The sequence below is a fragment of the Brevibacillus laterosporus DSM 25 genome, assembly GCF_002706795.1.
Classification (GTDB): Bacteria; Bacillota; Bacilli; order Brevibacillales; family Brevibacillaceae; genus Brevibacillus_B; species Brevibacillus_B laterosporus.
Genome location: NZ_CP017705.1, coordinates 2,611,572 through 2,631,085 on the forward strand (window position 1 = coordinate 2,611,572; position 19,514 = coordinate 2,631,085).

Sequence of the window (19,514 nt, forward strand, 5' to 3'; positions counted from 1 at the left end):
GTGAATAAACTGGTTTAGTTGAAAGAAAGTACAAATAAGGGGGATCTGATTCCATGAACAAGAAAGGTAGCATGGGACTCTTTACCGCCATATTGACTACTGGATTAGTTTTATCAGGCTGTACAGGAGCAGGCCAAAGCACTGGAAAAGAGGTAATTAAAATAGCTACACAAAGCCCACTATCTGGTGCATACGCAAACATTGGTGACGCGATTAAACAGGGAGCAGGATACGCACTTCAGGAGGAGAAGGAAGAATTTGCGAAAATGGGATTCGAACTACAGCTATTTCCTCAGGATGATCAGGCTGATCCTAAACAAGGTGTTACCAATGCCCAGCTACTGGTTGCCAACAAGGACGTACTGGGGGTGATCGGTCACTACAACACCGGTGTTGCTGTTCCGTCCTCTTCAAAGTATGAAGCTGGCAAACTAGTTATGGTCTCTCCCGCTAACACAGGCATTACACTCACAGAAGAAGGGAAGAAGACAGTCCATCGCATTTGTGCACGAAATGATGTACAAGGCCCCGCAGCTGCCAGATACGCCAAAAATACGCTTGGTGTAAAAAACGTATTCATTATTAATGATAAGACAGCGTATGGTACAGGATTAACTGACCAAGTAAAAGCTCAATTTGAAAAGGATGGGGTGGGAATACTTGGTTTAGAAGGCATTACTGTAGGCGAAAAGGATTATAGTGCTGTGATTAATCAGGTAGTCTCTAGCAAACCAGATCTGGTCTTCTTTGGGGGGATTTATTCGGAAGGAGGTCTGTTATTTAAGCAGGCTCGTGATAAGGGATATCAGGGGATTTTTATGGGTGGGGATGGAATCGATTCCTCTGAATTAGTGACGATTGCTGGCAGTGCTGCTGAAGGGGTTATCTATACATCGGCAGCGGGGGACGTTACCCAGACTGCTGAAGGAAAAAAATGGGCTGAGGCTTATGAAAAAGCAACTAACAAAAAACCAGAAACCTATTCCGTTTACGGTTATGATGCGATGAAAGTATTACTGAATGGTTTGAAAAATTCTATTAAGGCAAATGGTAATAAAAAGCCTAGCCGAGAGCAAGTGTTAGATGCTGTTCATAAAACGAAAGACTTTCAAGGACAATTTACCAAAGTCACCTTTACAGAAAAGGGGGACAATGAATTCGCCCAGGTATTCGTCTACAAATTTGAAAATGGAAAAGCCACTTTTGTAACCAAAGCAGAGTAGTATCACGGAGGACGCTTTCTACCGTTGTAGTAAGGGGACGACGCGTAGAAGCGCCCTTTTCTTTTAAGAACGATTGAGGAAAAGCCCTATTTGTTGTAGGGAAAATGATCTGCATTTACAGTGAAAAGAAAAATACAAGAGAAATGAGGGAATGTACATGTGGCAGATCCTACCTCAAGTGTTGGTTGACGGACTTACCCTCGGCTTCATGTATGCAGTTGTGGCCTTGGGTTACACAATGGTGTATGGAATCTTAGAATTTATAAACTTTTCACATGGAGAAATTTTTATGGTGGGAGCGTTTGTAGGGACAGAAGTGCTTCTTGTTATGGAAGCTAATGGGGTATTGCAAGGAATGAACCCATTTTTGGCTCTGATTCTTGCTCTGATTATCAGTATGGTGTTAACCGGTTTATTGGGTATAGGGATTGAACGGGTTGCTTATCGGCCTCTACGGAATGCCCCGCGATTAGTCCCACTGATATCTGCCATTGGTGTATCCTTCTTCTTGCAGGATGTCGTTCGTTTTGCAGAAGCGATTCATCGGGATGCCTTTTATTTAACAGGCCCTATTTTATTCCCTGGAAAGATCGATATCGGTATCGCTCAAATTCCCTCAAAAGCTGTGATTGTTGTTGTCGTAGCTATTGTCATGATGATTACATTAACACTATTTATTAACAAGACAAAATGGGGCATCGCGATGCGTGCCGTTTCACAAGATCAATCCACAGCATCACTTATGACCATAAATGTGGACAAAGTTATTATGTTAACCTTCCTTATTGGTTCAAGCTTAGGTGGAGCGACTGGTGTGCTGTTCGCACAAAATTATGGAACGATTGATCCCTACATCGGCTTCATTTTGGGAATGAAAGCTTTTACTGCTGCTATCTTAGGCGGTATTGGTAATCTTAGAGGGGCGATGCTAGGAGGGGTGCTTCTTGGATTAATTGAGTCATTGGCTGGTGCGTATATGGGGCCGTTAACAGGAGGAGCATTCGGTGGAGAGTATAAGGATGTCATCGGATTTGCCATTCTCATTCTAGTGCTTCTGTTCAAACCCGAGGGTCTGCTTGGGGAAGCCATAAAAGAGAAAGTGTAGGTGAAAGAAATGGGAACTCTTAAAAATGTGCTAGCAAAAGAAAAACCAATCCCACTTCTTCTTACGCTGGTGTGGATTGTTGGATGCTCTGTAGCGCTCTATTTTTTACAGCAATCGGTAACAAGCTTTGTGGGGCTTATTTTTTCAGTACTGCTAATCTACTACACGAATACGAATAAAAGGGCACAAGTACTTTTAGGGGTGTTAGTTTTATTCGGTCTCATTCCAATACTTGCTTATGATAATAGCTATTATATGGAAGTAGCGACCAATATTGGTATTTATGTTGCTATGGCGCTTGGTTTAAACATTGTGGTTGGATTTGCTGGACTATTGGATTTGGGATACATTGCTTTTTTTGCCGCTGGTGCATATGCATATGGCATATTTGCTACCGCACAGGCTAATCATTTTATTCCGGGAGACTTATTTCCGTTAAGCGGAGAGTGGTTTTGGGCATTTTTAGTGGTTGGATTGCTGGTAGCTGCTATCTTTGGAATTCTGCTAGGACTCCCCGTTCTTCGGGTAAAAGGAGATTATCTAGCCATTGTTACATTGGGATTTGGTGAAATTATCAGAATAGTCTTTAATAATTTGGATAAGCCTATCAATATAACAAATGGACCTCAGGGGATAACTTCAATCAATGCTCCACAAATTATGGGAGAATCATTTTCTGATGCTTTTCATTTCTATTTTATTGTGTTAGTGGTTATTTTATTGATTGTACTTGCCAATATCCGCTTGGAGCATTCTAAACTAGGGCGCGCTTGGATTGCGATTCGAGAAGACGAGCTGGCGGCGCAGTCTATGGGGATTTCTCTCTTAAAAACGAAGTTAGCGGCATTTGCTACAGGAGCATCCTTTGCTGGGGTAGTTGGGGTTATCTTTGCGGCAAAACAAACCTTTGTTGACCCTACCTCTTTTACGCTGATGGAGTCATTTAGCATATTGGTAATGGTTATTTTAGGTGGGAGTGGTAGCATCCCTGGTGTTATCTTAGGTGCCACGTTTGTTACACTGCTACAGGTTCAAATTTTAAAGGAGCTGTCCAATTATCTGCATGAGTTGTCACAATTAGGTATCCTATACCTCCCAAGTCAATTGGACCCGTCTAAGCTGCAACGAATGGTGTTTGGAATTCTACTGGTATTAGCGGCCCTATATCGTCCGAACGGATTAATTCCAGCAAGGAGAAAGAAAGAAAACATCGAGAACATTAAAAATCACGCTCAAGTTGAACAACGGCAGGGCATTCTTGCTAAGCTGAGCGGACGAAACAAATTGGGCTAGAGGAGGTAGTAGTATGGCATTGTTAGAAGCGAGACATTTAACCAAGAGATTCGGTGGTCTGGTGGCCAACGAAGACGTGTCGATTGATATTGAAAAAGGCAGCATCACGGCAGTCATCGGTCCGAACGGGGCAGGTAAAACCACCTTCTTTAATATGGTTACAGGTTTTTACGAGCCAGATGAGGGGGATGTTGTATTAAATGGAAAGAGTATGAAAGGCCTTCAACCCGATCAAATAGCAACCCGGGGAATTACACGGACGTTTCAAAATGTCAGATTGTTCAAACAAATGACGGCATTAGAGAACGTGATGATCGGCCAACATGGGCGGCTACAAGCAGGTCTTCTTGGTATTTTGTTTCATTCAAAACGGATAAGGGAAGAGGAGGAACGAGCCCGTGTTGAAGCTTATCAAATTCTTGAATATGTGGGAATTGAACATATTGCTAATGAAACCGCAGGTAGTCTGCCGTATGGATTGCAGCGCAGATTAGAGATTGCTAGGGCTTTGGCTACGAATCCACACATTATTTTGTTAGATGAGCCAGCAGCAGGGATGAACCCGAGAGAGACGGTGGAAATGACCGATTTTATACGTCAGCTAAAACGCGAATTAGAATTAACCATTATTTTAATAGAGCATGACATGAAGCTGGTTATGGGGCTTTCCGAGTATATTCATGTTCTGGATTATGGAAGGAAAATTGCTGAGGGTACACCAGACGACATAAGAACAAATCCAAAGGTTATTGAGGCGTACTTGGGCAAAAGCGCAACAGAAGCTTCGTAGGAGGGAAGAGCGATGGCGTTATTGGAATTGAAGGAGGTTCATACCTATTACGGAGGCATCCATGCGTTAAAAGGTCTAAGTATCACGGTAGAGCAAGGAGAAGTAGTAACTCTTATCGGTTCAAACGGAGCTGGAAAATCAACTACCTTAAAAACCATATGTGGTCAAGTTCATACAAAAGAAGGTCAAGTGTTTTTTGACGGGCAACCTATCACTGGTAAAAGGCCACATGATATCTCAGCATTAGGAATTGCCCATGTTCCGGAGGGCAGGCGTATTTTTCCAAAACTAACTGTAAGAGAAAACTTGGAGATGGGGGCCTTTTCTATCAAGGATCAGAAAGTGATTGAAGAGGGAATTGAGCGAGCCTTTCATTACTTTCCACGCTTAAAAGAACGGGTATCACAAAAAGGAGGCACGATGTCTGGCGGTGAACAACAAATGTTGGCTATCGCTCGTGGATTGATGATGAAGCCAAAAATCCTGATGTTAGATGAGCCGTCAATGGGATTAGCTCCTATTTTAGTAGAGCAAATCTTCGAGATAGTCACGGAATTAAATCAAGAGGGTATGACCATTCTATTAGTAGAACAAAATGCAAATCAGGCACTTGCCGTTGCACATCGTGGCTATGTCATTCAGACTGGTGAGATTATTTTGAAGGATGATGCAAAAAATTTGTTATCAGATCCACAGGTACGAGAGGCATATTTGGCGTAAACGGAGGCGGGAGTCATCACATTAGACTGACATGCGTTGCAATTGGATCAAGTGAGGAAGGTCGAATTGAACAGCTTGCATAGAATATCAACAAAAACCTTGAAATTCATTCTAGAATTCAAGGTTTTTGTTGGTTACATCGAGGGGCTTTATTAATGAATCGTATCTGTTTTCCAGACATTAATGTGGTTGGAAAGGTTATCCCAAATGGTTGGGTCCTCTAGTCCCAAGCGCCAAAAGGCTATTCCGGCCAAATCATATTTCTCAACCAAATCTAGCTTGGATCGCGTGCTAAAAGAGTTTTCAAACCAAGCGATATGCATATTGCCTTCTTCATCCATGTATTGCATATGGGGGGCGAGTCGTTCCTGATCCCAATTAAGAGTAGCTCCATGGCTTTTGCCTAGCTCCATTAGACTTTTATAGGATTGATATACGGCTTTTTCTCCGTTGCTGTTCCAATTCCAGCCATACCCAGCAACTCCAAGTAAGATTTTGTGTGCCGGTACACCTTGCGAGAGTGCATATCGCACTGTATCTTCTGCCCATTGAATGGAAGCAACAGGACCTGGTTTTGTTCGTGGGTTATGCTCATCGTAGGCCATGATCACCAAGCGATCAGCATAGCGACCTAGTAGCTTATAGTCAAACCAGGGAGACCACACATTGGCACGTTCATCACCTGTATTAGCAGGAACACTTACTGTGACGGTTTTGCCATGTTGATGCATCAATTGGGTTACATTTTTAACTAACTGAGTGAAGGCAAATTTGTCTTCTAAATATAGGTTCTCGATGTCTAAATTAATGCCGTCATAGCCTAGTGAAAGCACTTCACGTTCTAAATTACGCAAAAAATACCGCTGATTTGTAGGTTTACGTAAAATATCTCGGGCAACATCTTTTCCTTTTTCTATAGAATCATAGAACAGATTGTGAATTAACAGATAGACTTGAACCTGATTGGCATGTGCTCGATCTATGACCTTTTTTTGTTCTTCTTTCGAAAGGGCCGTTTTTAAATATCCAGGATTTTTTTCATCCAGCTTACACCAAAAAGGCACAATCATACTAAGTTGTTCATGCTGAGCAGATAAGGTGGGGAGAGATCCAGGATAAGGATCTTCCGACTCTGTATAAAACCCAAGCACCTCTCTTGGTCGAGAGCTAGGTATTACGTTCTGTAAGGTAGTAGTCTGATGAACGGATGCAAAATGAGGAGAAGTACTTCTATCAGAGGTAGCAGATTTATAGGGAGAGCCAGTCTGACAAGAAGCTACCAGCAAAGAGCTAATCACCAACAACAAGATGAAGACGCGTGAGAAGAGACGTGGCATTTCTTCTCTCCTTTCTTATCATAAAGGTAGTTTTATCCTGATTGTTAGTTTTAACATACGGTAATTAACACAAAGTTATACACGTTTATGGGGAAGATAGGCTAATGCTAGAAGATATGAAAAAACGGTAACCCGGAAATTACTCCAGATTACCGCTTTTTTATTCCAAATGAAATTGCTTTTGTGGCAATGTTGCAATAAACATAACACCTTGCTGCTCAGATATGTTCTTGGCAGTAATAGATCCTTCATGGGCTTCCAGAACAGCACGCGCGATAGCAAGACCTAAGCCATGTTTACCAGTTTTACCTTTGCGAAAACGTTGGAAAAGGTAGGGCATGACGCTTTCTTCAATAGGTGGACCGTCATTGGAGATAGCGATTTCGATCTGTTCTTTTACCACTTTGGCAGTGATGGTAATCGTGGTCTTGGCGTATCGTAGCTGATTTTCCACAATATTAGTGAAAGCACTGTAAAGCTGTTCACCATCACCTTTCATTGGTAGGGTATCAGGTATTTCGATCTGCCATGCTAAATGTGGGTGTAGAAGATGATAGCGCTGGTGTAACAGTCCAATCATTTCTGTCAAATCTAATGATGTAAAGGTCATCATTCTATCAACTGATTCTACTTTTGTTAAATACAATAGTTGTTCTACCACATTCTCCAAACGATTGCTTTCCTCCATAATAATGGACAAGCCTTTTTGTGCTTCAGCACCCTGAAAAACGCCATCTAGTAAGCCTTGTGCATAGCCTTGTATCGCCATAATTGGCGTTTTTAATTCATGGGAGATATTTTGCACAAAGTGTTGCTGGGATTCGTCATGATCCTTCAATTGCTTTTTCATCATGTCAAAAGAGCGAGCTAATTGACCGATTTCATCCTTTCGATCCACCATTAGAGGAATATCAAATTGACGGCGTGCAATCTTTTGACAGGATTCTTCTAAACGGCGTAAGGGGGTACTCAAATACCCACTAAACCAACCAGCTAATAACAAACTGACAAAGATAAAAAAGGCAAAAATGATGAAGAATTGCTTGGTAAGCATGTTATTGATCTGAATGATTTCCTTTTCCTTTGTGAAGATCACTAGGTAATAAGGGAATCCAAAGTAATCCATCTTCTGACTTACCATTAAGAAATTTTCATTATCCCACTCGGTGCTCCCCTTATAAGGGGTCGAACCTTTATGAGCAGAAGCTTCTTTGAAAAGCCCATTCGCAACCTTGACTGGAACGCCCTCTTTTGGCATATGTTGAACCCCAATAAGTTGACCATCTTTACTAAAAACCATCATCTGAAAAGAAAAGTTATAGTTTTGTAACAATAACATCAATATCCGTGGAGAAGTGAAAGATGGTAGTGGTCCAAGCTCATGTTGTTGCGTAAAGGAGATTTGGTCAGACACCTTCTCAAATTCGTCCTCAAGCAATGAATACGTATTATCCAGTAGGATCTGCTTTAAGGTATAGGGATAGAGGATGGCTACACTTGCCCCAAGCACGATCGTCAAAGATAAAAACAGTAAAAAAATCTGTTTGGCTAACGGCAGGTTTTGTAAAGAGAATTTTCCTCTCATTTGGTCATCCGGTAGCCAAAGCCATACACCGTCTCCAATGGAAATTCAGGCATCTTTTTACGAATGCGTTTCACCAGATCATCCACGGCACGATCTGATCCGATATAGTCATCGCCCCAGACAGCCGTAAGGATTTGCTCGCGTTGCAAAGCCTGGCCCTGATTTTTAATAAAGTAAAGCACCAAATCAAATTCTTTTGTGGTCAAGTCAATCATTTGCTCGTTTTCTTTAACCAGTCTCCCTTTTTCTGAAATGAAATACTGCGAGACGTTTATCCAGTCCTCATACACTACGGGAGGTTGGGTAGCTGTTACAGGAGGGCTAGTCTTTTCATAGGTACGATGCAACAAACGCTGTGTACGGATGACTAGCTCACGAGGCAAAAAGGGCTTTGCCAAATAGTCGTCGCTACCTAGCTCCAGCCCGATAATTTTATCAATATCTTGATCACGAGCAGAAATGAACATGATTGGGACGTCTTCCCATTTATTTCGGATTAGTCTAAGTAGTTCATACCCATCTATATCAGGCAACATAATATCAAGAATCCATAAGTGTGGTTTTGTATCATCTAGAACAGCTAGAACCTCTTCACCGCTCTGGAAGGTTCTTACTTCAAAACCTGCCCGTACAAGGTAGGAGCGCAATAGCTCTAGCAAATTAGTTTCATCATCAACTAGATAAACAAGATAAGGTGTGGTCTGAGTCATGGTCACCCTTCCTTTCTATCTATCATAGTACCATAGCTTGTATAAAAACATGTGGGAACTAAATAGAAGGAATGTGGGAAAGTTGTGGCAGGAATTATACAGAAGTTGCTCGAAAAATAGTAGGGACAAAAAAGGAGTGAGGCATATATATGACACAGATCTGGAAGTATGCGGTTGTCGTTGTTACAGCATCGGCCTTATTGGTATCCTGCAATCCGTTTGCAAATAAAGAACAACCACCACAATCCAATCCGGTGACGCCACCAGTTTCTGAACCTTTGCAAGAGAAGACGTTTCCTTATACAGCTCCATTAACAGGAATGGGTGTGGATGAACGAATTGATCATCGTCCTGTAATGGTTATGATTAATAATCATCCGAAAGCAAGACCTCAATCTGGACTGGATAAAGCTGATATCGTGTACGAAGTGCTGTCGGAAGGGGAAGTGACACGCTTTCTAGCCATTTTTCACAGTCAAACACCTAAAACGATTGGACCAGTCAGAAGTATACGCCCGTACTTTATTAAATTGGGGAGAGGCTTGGACTCCATTCTGGTGCATGTTGGTGGAAGTCCAGATGCTCTTCAAATACTTAAAGGTGCAGATGACGATATTAATGAGATTAGTAACAGTACATACTTCTGGAGAGAAAAATTCCGTTCTGCTCCCCATAATGTATATACTGATCTAAGCCATATCGAAAAAGCGATGCAGGCTAAAAATATGCGTATAACTTCTGATCTACCGTTTTTTCCTTTCCTGCCTAAAGATTCCAAAATAGAAGAAGGACAGCCAGCGGCAGAAATTAAGGTGAAACCACATCCACAATATTCGCTCAGTTACAAATATGATACGGATAAGGAGAAATATTTACGCTATACACAAGGCGAGGTTCATAAGGATCTAACGTCAGATAAACAACTGGAAATTACGAATGTACTGGTGATCTCATCTAAACATAAGGTGCTAGATAATGAAGGCCGGCGTGAAGTCGATGTGACCGGCCCTGGGGAAGGGTATCTGTTCCAGCAGGGGAAGGCAAAACCAATCAAATGGGCTAGAAAAGATGGTATTATTCGAGCATATGAAGACGCTGCTTTAACGAAAGAAATACCTTTACTCCCAGGAAATACCTGGGTAAACATTGTGCCTAATACACCAAGCTTAGACCAGCATCTTAGCTTTCAATAACCAAACTTTAGGAAACAGATAAATTTGATGAACATCGTCTTGCGTAGAGAAGTCTTTTGCTCTATCATGAAAGCAGAACTTTAGTACTTAAAAACTTTACAGAGAGAAAAAGTTCCCAAGACGATCACGGGGTGATTTTTCATGCAATTAGAGAAATTAAAGGGTAAGGGAATTGAACAACTTTTTGAATCGATCTTGTCTTTAAAAGACATGGAAGAATGCTATAAATTTTTTGATGATCTATGTACGGTAAATGAGATGCAGTCACTTGCTCAACGTTTGGAAGTAGCGCGTATGCTACGTAAAGGATATACGTATAACCATATTGAATCGGAAACAGGGGCGAGTACAGCGACGATCTCTCGTGTTAAGCGATGCCTCAATTACGGTAATGATGGTTATCAACTGGCATTGGATCGGATCGGTAAATAAAGCGGAGGTATCAACGTGATTGAATTTAGCAACTGGCGACATGTTTTTAAACTGGACCCAGAAAAGCCTATTGAGGATGATCAATTGGAGCAAATCTGCGAGTCAGGTACAGATGCGATTATTGTAGGGGGAACTCTCGGAGTCACATTTGACAACACGCTTGACCTAATGTCGCGTATTAGACGCTATGCTGTACCGTGTATGCTGGAGGTCTCCAATTTGCAGGCCATTGTTCCAGGCTTTGATGGGTATTTTATCCCCATTGTTTTAAATGCAAGCAACCCAGATGTGATTTTTGCTCCGCATATAGAGGCTTTAAGCTCACTCGGAAGCTATATACATTGGGACGAAATTGTAGCGGAAGGGTATCTGGTGTTTAATCAGGACTCGGCTGTTGCTGAGGTAACCAGCGCTCGTACTATTTCGTCAAAAGCAGAAGCCAAGGCTTACGTGCAGACAGCTACAAAATTATGTCGTTTGCCAATCGTGTATATCGAATACAGCGGTACATATGGGGACCCACAAATGGTTGAGGCCTGCAAAACAGCTTTGGATGAAGGGCACCTTATGTATGGTGGCGGGATTACTAATGCAAGTCAGGCTCGAGAAATGGCAGCTATCGCTGATACGGTGGTTGTTGGCAACATCATCTATGATTCTCTCGAACAGGCTCTATCTACTGTTGCTGCGATAAAAGAGACAGAGCGTCGTTTCTAGTTTCGTTTTTCTAACACATGATTTTAAAGTAAACTCCTTGAGCCAATGCCGAGGAGTTTCTTTTCTTTCACATATAAAATGGAATAAAAAAGGAGTCTTTTTTCCTAAAAGAGTGAGTGGCATAACACGTCAAGTTATGACAAAATAGGAACATATGCTTTCTTTTGGGACGAAGGAAAAAGAAGCAAAGTGAAAGGTGGCTTACGGCATGTTAATTCAAGATAATTTTTTCTCGGGTTTGAATCCTGAACAGAAAAAGGCGGTGGAGACCACAGAGGGTCCTGTGCTGATTCTGGCAGGTGCAGGTAGTGGTAAAACCCGTGTTCTTACCCAACGGATCTCATATCTAGTTGGTTATAAGCAGGTATTTCCTTGGAGCATTCTCGCGATTACCTTTACGAATAAAGCGGCTCGTGAGATGAAAGAGCGTGTAGAAAGAATGGTTGGTCGGGAAGCAGGGGCGGATGATATTTGGATTTCTACCTTCCACTCTCTTTGTGTACGCATTTTACGAAGAGATATAGATCGGATTAACATCAGCCGCAATTTTACCATTTTGGATGCTGGGGATCAGCTAACTGTGGTGAAGCAGTGCATGAAAGAACTAAATATTGATGTGAAAAAGTTTGAACCACGTTCTATTTTAGGAGCAATTAGTGGAGCAAAGAACGAATTACTTGATCCAAAGCGATATGAACAAGTAGCGGGAGATCAATTCCAGCGTATTGTTTCACAAGTGTATGAGCTATACATGAAGAAGCTGAAAAATAACCAATCGCTTGATTTTGATGATCTAATCATGACGACGATTCGTCTATTTAAAGAAGTGCCGGAAGTATTGGAATTCTATCAGCGCAAATTCAAATATATCCATGTAGATGAGTATCAGGATACGAACCGAGCCCAGTATATGTTGATTAGTATGCTTGCTGACATGCATAAAAACATTTGCTGTGTGGGTGACGCTGACCAAAGTATTTATAAATGGCGCGGTGCTGATATTTCGATCATTCTTAACTTTGAGAAGGAATATCCTAGTGCAAAATTGATAAAGCTGGAGCAAAACTATCGCTCTACTAAAAATATCTTAGAAGCAGCTAACCATGTTATTAAAAATAATAAGAACCGCAAAGAGAAAAATCTGTGGACGAATCAAGAGGCAGGGGAGAAAATTTATTGCTATCAAGCTGATTCGGAGCATGATGAAGCTTATTTTGTTGTGGATATGATTCGTGAACAACTGAAAACCTATAAACGATATGACAAATTTGCCATTTTATATCGTACGAATGCCCAGTCACGTGTAATGGAGGATGTGTTGGTTAAATCGACTATTCCTTATACAATCGTCGGAGGCACGAAGTTCTATGATCGCAAAGAGATTAAAGACGTATTAGCCTATTTGCGTTTGGTATCCAATCCTGACGATGATATCAGCTTGACCCGTATTATTAATGTTCCAAAGCGTAATATAGGGGATACTACGGTAGAAAAGCTACAAGCCTATGCAAGCGCACATGGACTGACACTCTTTCAAGCCGTACAGGAAGTAGCGTATATGGGGCTTGCCTCTCGGACAACCAATGCTATTTTGGCCTTCTCGGATATGATGAAGAACCTTATTCAGATGGTTGATTATTTAAGTGTAACCGAGCTAGTTGAGGAAATCTTAAAACAATCGGGATACCGTGAGTCGCTGAAAGAGGATAAATCATTGGAAGCAGCGGCGCGCTTAGAGAACATCGACGAGTTTCTGTCAGTTACCCAAGAGTTTGAGAAAAAGAGTGAAGATAAGACTCTGTTGGCTTTTCTAACTGATTTAGCATTGGTGGCAGATATTGATTCTCTTGGCAATGACGACACAGAGGAAGCGGTACCAGATGAGGGACAAGTGGTGCTAATGACTTTGCACAGCGCCAAGGGCTTGGAGTTTCCAGTTGTCTTCTTAGTGGGCATGGAGGAAGGGGTTTTCCCGCATAGTCGTGCTCTGTTTGATGAAAGTGAAATGGAAGAGGAACGACGTCTAGCTTATGTGGGAATTACTCGTGCAGAACAAAAATTATTTATGACACGAGCAAGAATGCGTACGCTATACGGACGTACAAATATGAATATGCAATCCCGCTTTTTCGCTGAGATACCTGATGAACTGCTTACTGGAGACCTAGGCTCAGGTGGTGGGTCTGAAGGTGGTTTTGATTCAAGTAATGTCTTTGGAGCAGGCTCAGGCTCAGGTTTTGGTGCCAGCCGTGGAGGGCAAGCCAGTCGCTTTGGGGCAGGTGGACGTACAGGCAATACATTTGGACGTTCTCCTAAACCTACAGAATCAACTGTCTCTATGCAACCAAGTGCATTTCGTGGGTTGAATCAAGCAACAAAATTGCCAACACACGGAGCAGCATCTCAGGCAGATTGGAAAGTAGGAGATAAGGCTAAGCATGGTAAGTGGGGAACAGGAACAGTGGTAAGTGTTAAAGGTGCAGGTGATAACACAGAGCTGGATATTGCTTTCCCTAGCCCAGTAGGAATCAAGAAATTACTTGCTAAGTTTGCTCCTATTGAAAAAGGTTGATTTTGAACGAACGGAAAGGATGAAGAGATACGTGGATCGTGTTGCCGCAAAACAACAAATTGTAAAACTAAAGAAACGGATTGAAGAGGAAAGCCGTCATTATTATACAGAGGATAATCCGCAGATTACGGACCAGGAATATGATCAAATGATGCGTGAATTGCAAGACCTGGAGGACCAATGGCCGGATATGGTTACTCCTGATTCTCCTACCCAACGTGTCGGAGGTATGCCATTGCCTTTTTTTGAAAAGGTTGTGCATAAAACCCCGATGTTAAGTCTTGGGAATGCTTTTGACGAGGATGATTTACGCGATTTTGATCGTCGTGTGCGTCAAGGTTTAGGGAACCAAACTGTTCGCTATGTCTGCGAATTAAAAATTGATGGGCTGGCTGTCTCTCTTCGTTATGAGAACGGGCTTTTCGTAAAAGGAGCAACACGTGGGGACGGGACTACTGGTGAAGATATCACCCAAAACCTGCGGACGATTCGCTCCATTCCGTTACGTTTATCAGAACCAATTACCATGGAGGTTCGTGGAGAGGCTTTTATGTCAAAAATCGCTTTTGACCGTTTGAATAAAGAACGGGCGGAGCGAGAAGAGGCTTTATTTGCTAATCCACGTAATTCAGCGGCAGGTTCCTTGCGTCAGCTAGATCCTAAGATTGCAGCCTCTCGCTCTCTTTCCACTTTTATTTATCAGATCGGTGAAGTAGAAGGGCGTCAGATTGATTCACACAGTGAAGGTCTTACTTTCTTAGAGGGGCTAGGCTTTTCGGTGAATCAGGAACGCCGTACATTTGATGATATAGAAGAAGTAATTGAATTTGTGCAAAGCTGGACAATCAAGCGACCGGAGCTCTCTTATGAGATTGATGGTATGGTGATTAAGGTAGATAGCTTTGCTCAGCAACAAGAGCTTGGTTTTACAGCGAAGAGTCCACGCTGGGCGATTGCTTATAAATTCCCGGCTGAAGAGGTCGTAACACAGTTGAAGGATATTGAGGTGTCAGTTGGGCGTACTGGAGTGGTGACACCTACAGCTTTGCTTCAGCCTGTTATATTAGCTGGAACTGAAGTGAAGCGAGCGTCTTTACACAATGAAGACATCATTATGAAAAAAGGTCTACTCTTAGGTGATTACGTCCTGGTGAAAAAAGCAGGTGACATTATTCCTGAGATTGTGGAAGTCTTAAAAGAACGACGAACGGGAGAGGAACGTCCATTTATGATGCCGACTCATTGCCCGGAGTGTGCGAGCGAATTGGTTCGTCTACCGGATGAAGTGGCATTGCGCTGCATTAATCCAGAATGTCCAGCCGTTATTAGAGAAGGAATGTCTCACTTTGTATCCCGACAAGCGATGAATTTAGATGGTCTTGGGGAGAAAGTCGTAGCTTCACTATTTGCCGCAGGTCTCATTACAAGCGTCGCAGATTTATATTATCTACACGATAAGCGGGAACAGCTGTTACAATTGGAGAGAATGGGTGAGAAATCTGTCGATAAGATGCTACAAGCAATTGAAGCTAGCAAGGAAAATTCTGTGGAGCGTTTACTTTTCGGATTAGGAATTCGATTGGTGGGAGCTAAAGCAGCAAAGGTACTTGCAGAGCAATTCGGTGACATTGATCATATCATGCAGGCGACAGCAGAAGAATTGATCGCTATTGACGAGATCGGTCCCAAAATGGCTGAAAGCATCTTAACCTATTTCTCGATGCCTCAAGTACAAGAATTGATTGAGAAGCTCAAGGGTGCTGGCGTGAATATGCAATATAAAGGTGTTCGTGTGCAAGCAGGTGAGGATCTTCCATTCTCAGGTAAAACAGTGGTCTTAACCGGTACATTGACACAATTAACACGTCAGGAAGCGGAAGAAAAGATTGCTATGCTTGGTGGTAAAGTAACAGGGAGCGTTAGTAAAAAAACGGATTTAGTAATCGCTGGTGAAAAAGCAGGCTCCAAATTGGAAAAAGCAGAAAAATTGGGTATAACTGTACTGGATGAAGAGGCATTTTTAGCGCTATTATCATAGGTGGGCTGAGGAGATATTAAGCAAAGGTGTGAAGGTGATGGATAGATTCACGCTTAAACAGCTGGGAGCAAGCGTTAGTGTGCTCCTTTTGCTCAGCGGTTGTGCAACTGCAACGCAAAAGTCAGTTGAAACAGAAATTGTGGATGCGAGCCAAACGATAGAGGAGCCAGTTGCTAAACAATCGGTTAAATTGGCTCAGATAACAGGAGAATTGACGTACCAGGATGTGCTGCAAAAAGGCGACAGTATAAATTCGTTGGCCCTAGATCAAGGTGGAGAACAAGTCTGGCTAGCAACTCATGCGGGACTCTATGCATCTGCGGATCATGGATTATGGGGAGCAGTGGCAGATGAGTTGGAGCATGCGGATGTTAAGACGATATATTTTGATCCAACGAAGTCTAAACGGGTATATGTGGCTGGCGCGAAGGTTTGCAAGGTGTCTAAGGATGGAGGAAAAACCTGGAAAAAAATAGAAGGTGGTTTACCTCATGGTTATGACATTCAATCTCTAATCGGAGTTCCAACTGATAAAGGTACATCTCTTTATGCATTTGTGAACAGAGAAGGCGTATACGAATCTAAGGATGCCGGTGCTAACTGGCGCTTACGATTCCCGATCGATACAGTAGAAGGATATGATTTGGATTATGTACCCGGTGAGGAAAAATTGTACGTACTAACCCAAAACGAACTGTTGTCAATAGGTATCCATGATGGCGAGTGGCAGGTTGAATGGCGGGAAAGCGATGCGCATATTTACTCTATTGCGGCTAATAAATCCTCAGACGCCTTATATGCAGCAAGTGATAAAGGTATCTTAATTAAGGATGGCAAAGAGTGGACTCTACTATCCTCAGAACTTCCAGAAAAACTGATTAATATCTCCTACGGTACAGCAGATACACCTATCATCGGAATTGGAGAATCAGCCCAAATCTATAGATACAGCCAAGAAAAGTGGAAAAAGTGGGAGTAACAAGTAAGGAGTTTGCAATATGAAAACGAAAAGAAAGCTTGTACGCTGTCTTTGCATCCTGATGGCCTGTTCGGTGCTGTTGTCAGCATGTTCATTGCTACCGGGAAAGAAGGATAGCGCAGATCCGGTAGCACCTGCCGTGTCTTCCGTTTTACAGGTGGATGAGAATTACTACGGCAGCGCCGCCATGCCTTATCAAAAGAATCAAACGCGAGGCATGCTTAGCTCTAATCCTAAATATCGCATTGATTTTAGCCACTTAGAGTACGGCATGATGGAAATTGCAAAAGAGAGCTTCTCTCCGAGTCTGTACTTGTTTCAGGAAGGCCAGCGAATCTCCCGTAAGCAGGTAACCACTTGGATTGAATGGGAAAAGAAGAACCCAGAAGGTTTAAATCCGGATAAAGCAAATAAATTGCTCGTCAATGTGTTGGAGCATAATTATCTTGATAAAAAAGATCAAAAGCTGGCAGGTATAGTTTTGGGTCTATCTTTATCCCCGATTTATCAAGATCCATCTGGTTTGGAAAAACGGTTAAGTGTAGACGAGCTACGGTCAAAAGGGCAACAAATCGCTGCAAAAATTGTTATGAAGGTAAGAGCGGAGAATCCGCAGATACCGCTTGTCGTAGCGATGTATCAAGTACCTGAGTCAAGCTCCAATCTGGTACCGGGTAATTTTATTATGTCTGGTATCGTGAATGCGAATGATAGCAGCGTTGCAAAATGGCAACCAATCAATGAAGAATATTTCCTGCTACCAGGGGATGCGGCATACAGTAAGTATCCTCAAGCCTCCTTGCAATTCGAGAAATTGATGAAGCAAGGACAAAGCTTCTTCCAGGAATTTGTTGGAATGACAGGTACGGCACGCTTCTTAAATGGTGATTTGACGGAATTGACCATCAATGCAACCGCAGAGTATGATTCACGAACAGAAGTGATTCAGTTCACACAAATGATTGCTCAAGCAATAGATCAATATATAGACAAAAAGGTTCATGTTAACTTTTATGTTCAGTCCATAAATCAACCATTAGCAATTTATGTACGACCGGCTGATGGAAAGTCGTACATGCATATCTATCGAAATTAACACATGTGTATAAATGAAGTGAGACACCATTAGACAGAACTGTTCAATTGGTGTCTTTTTTCGTACGTTTTTACATAATTATAAAGAATGGCATATATCTTGCATATATTATTTGATGTAACAAGTTGATCATGGAAGATGAAGTAGGAGGCGAACATAAGTGCAAGTAGAATTCAAAAATGAACCGTTCGTTAATTTTAATCTGCCTGAAAATAAGCAAGCTTTCCAAGCCGCTTTGGATAAAGTTGAAAGCGAACTTGGACGTGAATATGATTTAATCATTGGGGGAGAACGTATCAAGACGGAAAAGAAAAGCCGTTCCATGAACCCTTCCCAAAAAGATGAATGCATTGGGATTGTCTCTCAAGCTGATCAAGCATTAGCAGAGAAAGCAATTCAAGTAGCCGCAAGTACCTTTGAAACCTGGAAGCGTGTTGCTCCTACTGCTCGTTCTCGCTATTTATACAAGGCAGCAGCTATCCTGCGCCGTCGAAAACATGAATTTTCAGCTTGGTTGGTAAAAGAATCAGGTAAAAGTTGGCCTGAGGCTGATGCTGATACAGCAGAAGCAATCGATTTTATGGAGTACTATGCAAGACAAATGGATCAATTAAGCCAACGACATGCCCTACCGCGTATTCCTGGTGAAGATAATGAGTTGTACTATATTCCATTGGGTGTAGGTATCGTTATTCCTCCGTGGAACTTTCCGCTTGCTATTATGGTAGGCATGACCACAGCCGCACTGGTAACAGGTAATACCGTTGTTCTGAAGCCAGCTTCTACTACTCCAGTCATTGCAGCTAAGTTTATGGAGATTCTTGATGAAGCAGGCGTTCCTGCTGGTGTTGTTAACTTTGTACCAGGTAGCGGAAGTGAAATCGGTGATTATTTAGTAGAACATACATTGACTCGTTTCATTTCATTTACGGGTTCTCGTGATGTAGGTCTGCGTATTAACGAATTGGCGGCGAAACATCGTCCAGGTCAAAAATGGATGAAGCGTTTAGTGGCTGAAATGGGTGGTAAGGATTCTATTATTGTTGATAGCGATGCTGATTTGGAATTAGCTGCACAAGCTATCACAGCATCTGCGTTTGGCTTCTCTGGTCAAAAATGTTCCGCTTGCTCCCGCGCAATCATTCATGTTGATGTATACGATGAAGTACTAGCACGTGTCGTTGAGCGTACAAAAGCATTAACAGTAGGAAATGTAAGCAACCCCGAGTTCTATACAGGTCCAGTGGTGGATGAAAAAGCATATAATAAAATTTTGGAATATATCGAGATCGGAAAACAAGAGGGTAGATTACTGGCTGGTGGAGTAAAAGGCCCAGAAGAAGGCTACTTTATTATGCCAACTGTATTTGCTGACGTAGCTCCAGATGCTCGGATTATGCAGGAGGAAATATTCGGTCCGTTTGTGGCTTTCTGCAAAGCTAATGATTTTGATCATGCTTTGGAAATTGCTAACAATACAGAATATGGATTAACTGGTGCCGTTATCAGCCGCAATCGTGCTCATTTAGAACGCGCACGTGAAGAGTTCCATGTAGGTAATCTGTATTTCAACCGTAAATGTACAGGTGCACTAGTGGGTGTACATCCATTCGGTGGCTTCAACATGTCAGGAACAGACTCCAAAGCAGGCGGTCCTGATTACCTCTTGTTATTTACACAAGCAAAATTAGTGTCTGAATTACTGTAAGTATCGTGACAAAAAG

At 42.2% G+C, this 19,514-nt stretch carries 16 protein-coding genes; 13 read left to right on the top strand and 3 right to left on the bottom strand.

The window, feature by feature from the left end:
- The first annotated feature begins 53 nt into the window (after positions 1 to 53).
- The 5 genes from BrL25_RS12605 (at position 54) to BrL25_RS12625 (ending at position 5,131) form a co-directional block, all read left to right on the top strand.
- Entirely contained in the window at positions 54 to 1,223 is a 1,170-nt protein-coding gene (locus BrL25_RS12605) for a branched-chain amino acid ABC transporter substrate-binding protein (protein WP_018673625.1), read from the top strand.
- 151 nt (positions 1,224 to 1,374) lie between these two features.
- Positions 1,375 to 2,328 (top strand): branched-chain amino acid ABC transporter permease, encoded by a 954-nt coding sequence (locus BrL25_RS12610; protein WP_412679222.1) that lies wholly within the window; start codon positions 1,375 to 1,377, stop codon positions 2,326 to 2,328.
- Positions 2,329 to 2,337: 9 nt separating this feature from the next.
- Entirely contained in the window at positions 2,338 to 3,621 is a 1,284-nt protein-coding gene (locus BrL25_RS12615) for a branched-chain amino acid ABC transporter permease (RefSeq protein ID WP_026315323.1), read from the top strand.
- A 13-nt stretch (positions 3,622 to 3,634) separates the two neighbouring features.
- A complete protein-coding gene (locus tag BrL25_RS12620) occupies positions 3,635 to 4,411 on the top strand; it encodes an ABC transporter ATP-binding protein (protein WP_018673628.1) in 777 nt (258 codons plus the stop codon).
- Positions 4,412 to 4,423: 12 nt separating this feature from the next.
- A complete protein-coding gene (locus BrL25_RS12625; RefSeq protein ID WP_018673629.1) occupies positions 4,424 to 5,131 on the top strand; it encodes an ABC transporter ATP-binding protein in 708 nt (235 codons plus the stop codon).
- Positions 5,132 to 5,283: 152 nt separating this feature from the next.
- Here BrL25_RS12625 and BrL25_RS12630 read toward each other — a convergent pair whose 3' ends face one another.
- From BrL25_RS12630 to BrL25_RS12640, 3 genes are all read right to left on the bottom strand, one after another.
- Positions 5,284 to 6,468 carry a glycosyl hydrolase family 18 protein gene (locus BrL25_RS12630; RefSeq protein ID WP_018673630.1) on the bottom strand — a complete coding sequence of 395 codons (1,185 nt, stop codon included), beginning with the start codon at positions 6,466 to 6,468 and terminating at the stop codon, positions 5,284 to 5,286.
- 160 nt (positions 6,469 to 6,628) lie between these two features.
- Positions 6,629 to 8,053, bottom strand: coding sequence for a HAMP domain-containing sensor histidine kinase (locus BrL25_RS12635; protein ID WP_018673631.1), 1,425 nt, complete (start codon positions 8,051 to 8,053; stop codon positions 6,629 to 6,631).
- A complete protein-coding gene (locus BrL25_RS12640; protein ID WP_018673632.1) occupies positions 8,050 to 8,763 on the bottom strand; it encodes a response regulator transcription factor in 714 nt (237 codons plus the stop codon). Before BrL25_RS12640 ends, BrL25_RS12635 begins: the two co-directional genes overlap by 4 nt.
- 149 nt (positions 8,764 to 8,912) lie before the next feature.
- Here BrL25_RS12640 and BrL25_RS12645 point away from each other — a divergent pair, with 149 nt between their 5' ends.
- The 8 genes from BrL25_RS12645 (at position 8,913) to pruA (ending at position 19,498) form a co-directional block, all read left to right on the top strand.
- Positions 8,913 to 9,956 (top strand): DUF3048 domain-containing protein, encoded by a 1,044-nt coding sequence (locus BrL25_RS12645; RefSeq protein WP_018673633.1) that lies wholly within the window; start codon positions 8,913 to 8,915, stop codon positions 9,954 to 9,956.
- 141 nt (positions 9,957 to 10,097) lie between these two features.
- On the top strand, positions 10,098 to 10,388 hold the full coding sequence (locus tag BrL25_RS12650; protein ID WP_003335673.1) for a YerC/YecD family TrpR-related protein: 291 nt from the start codon (positions 10,098 to 10,100) through the stop codon (positions 10,386 to 10,388).
- Positions 10,389 to 10,403: 15 nt separating this feature from the next.
- Positions 10,404 to 11,105 (top strand): heptaprenylglyceryl phosphate synthase, encoded by a 702-nt coding sequence (pcrB, locus tag BrL25_RS12655; RefSeq protein WP_018673634.1) that lies wholly within the window; start codon positions 10,404 to 10,406, stop codon positions 11,103 to 11,105.
- Positions 11,106 to 11,313: 208 nt separating this feature from the next.
- Positions 11,314 to 13,677 (top strand): DNA helicase PcrA, encoded by a 2,364-nt coding sequence (gene pcrA / locus BrL25_RS12660; RefSeq protein WP_018673635.1) that lies wholly within the window; start codon positions 11,314 to 11,316, stop codon positions 13,675 to 13,677.
- 31 nt (positions 13,678 to 13,708) lie between these two features.
- Entirely contained in the window at positions 13,709 to 15,715 is a 2,007-nt protein-coding gene (ligA, locus tag BrL25_RS12665; RefSeq protein ID WP_018673636.1) for an NAD-dependent DNA ligase LigA, read from the top strand.
- A 37-nt stretch (positions 15,716 to 15,752) separates the two neighbouring features.
- Complete coding sequence (locus BrL25_RS12670; protein ID WP_035312282.1) at positions 15,753 to 16,694, top strand: WD40/YVTN/BNR-like repeat-containing protein; 942 nt, start codon at positions 15,753 to 15,755, stop codon at positions 16,692 to 16,694.
- A gap of 19 nt (positions 16,695 to 16,713) precedes the next feature.
- Entirely contained in the window at positions 16,714 to 17,790 is a 1,077-nt protein-coding gene (locus tag BrL25_RS12675) for a CamS family sex pheromone protein (protein ID WP_018673638.1), read from the top strand.
- Positions 17,791 to 17,950: 160 nt separating this feature from the next.
- Positions 17,951 to 19,498, top strand: a complete 1,548-nt coding sequence (gene pruA / locus BrL25_RS12680; protein WP_018673639.1) for an L-glutamate gamma-semialdehyde dehydrogenase — start codon at positions 17,951 to 17,953, stop codon at positions 19,496 to 19,498.
- Positions 19,499 to 19,514: the final 16 nt, after the last annotated feature.